The sequence below is a fragment of the Escherichia sp. MOD1-EC5990 genome, assembly GCF_002965285.1.
Taxonomy (GTDB): Bacteria; Pseudomonadota; Gammaproteobacteria; order Enterobacterales; family Enterobacteriaceae; genus Escherichia; species Escherichia coli_F.
The window spans coordinates 1-3,593 of the sequence record NZ_PTRV01000052.1 but is presented as its reverse complement, the minus strand read 5'-3'; the positions used below and the strand labels follow the sequence as shown (position 1 = coordinate 3,593).

Below are 3,593 nucleotides of genomic sequence, written 5' to 3'. Positions count from 1 at the left end.
ACTGCTGAATGAGGCTTTAATACCTGCCTGGTATATTCCACGTCTGCCCGACAAATCATTGACAAAATTACCGTCATTATTCACTTTCACCCGGTTATCATCGACAAATTCTTTGCGCACAGCCGCCTTCAGCCACGGCTCAACTTCCATGCCGTTCCCCAGACGCATGTTGTAACTCAGCGTTGCGCCCAGTTCACGATATATACTGCGGGTATCGACTGATTTCGATTCCATACCATTGGATAAATGATATTCGGGGTTATCAGCGGTGAACCCCGTTAACGATGCATACGGCGTCAGGTTCCAGTTACCATCGGTAAATCGCATCCCGGTTTCAAGATGACCACCCAGCCCGTTGCTGCGATAACTGCCGTTGGCGGCTCCACCGCTGCTCATTTTACCGGCTACGTTACTTTCAAAGCGGTTCAGCTTCACGATACCGTCCAGATAGAAACCACTTTCATGTTCCCAGCTGACATAGCCCCCCAGAGAATAACTGCCCACACTGCCATGTCCTCCACGATCAAAACCGATATGTGAATGGGAATAACCCATAAAAGCGCCCAGCGTCGCAATCCCCTCAGGAATACCATTACGGCTATCGATCCCCACTGTCATTCCGGTCAGCGTCTGCTCAAACCCGGCACCCGCATCGGTGGTGACATTATTACGGGTGTTATACGTCGCCCCCCAGACATTATTGTTGTGTGGAGTCGCTTTCATTATGTTCAACCGCTCGCGAATACTGTTTAGCTCAGCATCAAAGACCAACGGTAATGTTGCTGCCATATTGAGTACGGCTGCCGTAGAAGGCGTGATGCGTTTCTCCGGGACGGGTGTCGGCGTTGGATCGGGAGTCGGGTCTGGTTTCGGATCCGGTTTTGGGTCTGGTTTTGGATCCGGTTTCGGATTTGGGTTGGGGTCCGGGTTGGGTTTGACATCATTGGTCAGGTTCCAGTTGCTGTTGCCGTCGCTTTTCAGGACATACTCATAGGTCCCAAGATCAACGAAACCGCCGGTATTACCCAGCGTAAACGAAGCATCCCCTCCCCCTGTTTTCACCAGCGTCATCGCGTCGTCAGACTGAGGGCTGACGCCGGTATCCTGAACAAAGATTTTAAAATTGCCAGTGGCGTTGTTGTTGACGACCAGTTGATCGCCCCGGGAGCCTGCAACGTTGGTATGCAGGTAGAAATTACCGCTGCCGGAAAGTTCACTGGTGGTCAGCGTATTGTAGATACCGTTAGTTGTGGCAGGCGCTGCTGTTTGTGCTGATAAATAAACATCACCGTCGTTGAGGAGCAAACTGTTTACTCTATATTCGCAGTTGCTGGTGCCTGCACAGGAATTATTGCTGTTAAGCCAGACACTGCCCCGGCTGGCAGCCGTCAGGTCGGCAAGCGTCGTATCGACGCCATTTCCGATAGTTAATGTCGCGCTATCGGTAATCCGGACCACCCCTTCAAGTTTAACTGGCGTAACATTATCCCGTGGCGTCATTAACGACAGGCTTCCTGTCGCGCCACTGACCGATGCATCCGCCAGCGTACCTGCGTAGACGATTGCCGTCCCGCCAGCGACCTGTAGATCTTCTGCCCGGGCCAGAGCCTGAAACTCATCTTTTGACCGACCAAGGGTATATTGCCCACCGGAATTAACCTTTGTGGCGAAGTCCTGACCCAGGTTTTGCATTGCCCCACCGTTGCCAACCGTGGAATCGCGAGCTTCGGTACCTGCTAATACCAATAAATTACCGCCATTTTCCAGCAACGCATTGGTCGCTAAATTTCCGGCAATGGAAAAGGTGCCGTACTGGTGAGTACCGCTGATTTCAATACCGTTAGCCGTGCTCGTCTGGAGAGCGGCACCGCTGTTCTGGATGATATCTGTCGCTTTGCCATTATCGTTGACTGTCAGCGTACCGCCTTCATTAATCGTTGTTTTTACTGCCTCACCGTTAGCCGAAACTGTTTGTATTCCGCCGTCGTTAATCGTTGTCTCATTCGCCACACCCTCGACGATTTGTTCACCGCCGGTAAGCATCGTGCCAGTCGCAGTGGCTTTTGTTTTGACGATCTCCCGTCCGCCCGCATTGACCTGTGTTTTGGCGGAAGTGGTGTCTGACTCCACGGTTAACACGCCGCCATTTGCCAGCAGGATATTGTTCGCCGCATCCTGCTCGATGCTGAACGCGACGCCATCAGCGCGTGTCCCTGTGACCCGCGTCGCCCTGGTGGTTGCCACCAACGCGCCCTGGCTACTCTGCTGTATCCCCGTAGCGCTGCCTTTCTCCCGCACATCGAGTGTGCCGCCGTCATTAAGTACCGAGTTTTCAGCCAGACCGCCCTCATTAACTACCTGTGAACCGCCATTAATAATGGAACCTTCCGTTGTCCCGTTTGCCATAATTTGTTGTAGGCCAGAGACGATATCGGTATTGATCGCCTTACCATAATTCTGAACGGTTTGCGTGCCGCCTTTGAGGTGCGTTTTATCTGTTGACCCACCATCAACAATTTGTTCACCACTTTCGATATTTGCCTCAGTGGCTAAACCATATACCGTTTGCTTGCCACCTTTGATATTTGCTTTATCAGAAGTGGCACTGGCATATATTGTTTGGGTGCCCGCACTATTGAGTACAGTGCCAACATCTTTTCCATAAACATCCATTTTGCCGTTGGCATTAATAATCGTATCAACTGCCCGGGAACCAGTAACGACTGTTAATGAGCCAGCGTTTTCCAGCACTACATTTTTAGCTTCTGAATTCCTGATGTAGAAAGTATCACCATAACTGTTGGTTCCTTCGATAAGTGTTCCGGAAGTCGTGGAAGCAATTAATGCGCCGCCGGATTGTTGCTCAACATGCTTAGCCTCACCACCGTCCTGAACCTCCAGAACGCCCCCATTATTAAGTCTGGTGGTATCTGTTTTAGCCTCCTTCTGGACAATCAGCTTACCGCCAGCATCAACGGTAGTATTTTTCGCCGTGGTTTTAGCCACTACCGTCAGTTCGCCGGTATTTTCCAGCACAACATAATTAGCCTCCCCTCCGGTAATAGTGAAGTGAGAGAGCTTGTTGTATCCTTCAATATCAGTCCCTGCGCCCGTGTTGGCAACTAAAGCACTACCCGTCTCCTGGTTAACCCCATGTGCGATACCACCGGTATAGACAATCAGCGAGCCTCCGGCACTAATATTGCTGCCAGTTGCCGTACCATCTTTCTCAACAACCTGCCGGCTCCCGGAGGAGATATTTGTCGTGTCAGCTTTCCCGCCGCTCTTGATATTTTGTGTTCCGCTGTTGATATTGGTTCCCGTGGCAATACCATGATTATTTATATTCTGTGTGCCACCATTAATTATGGTATTTGTCGCGTTTCCGGCAACATCCATAACGCCGCCATTATCTATTCGGGTCGCATCAGCTTTAGCATTCGCTAAAACTGACATTGTTCCGTTATCTTTAATAATTGTCTTGTTTGCCGAACCATATACGTCTAAATGACCACCGTTTTCCAGCAACACATTGTCTGCCACGTTATTGTGAATAGAGAATGCCCCTTCACTATTCGTACCGCTCACCGTCG

General features: G+C 50.6%; 1 protein-coding gene. It reads right to left on the bottom strand.

The window, feature by feature from the left end:
* Positions 1-3,593, bottom strand: a 3,593-nt coding sequence (gene ypjA / locus BEB42_RS25715) for an adhesin-like autotransporter YpjA/EhaD (RefSeq protein ID WP_105267600.1), incomplete at both ends; no start/stop codon positions are given.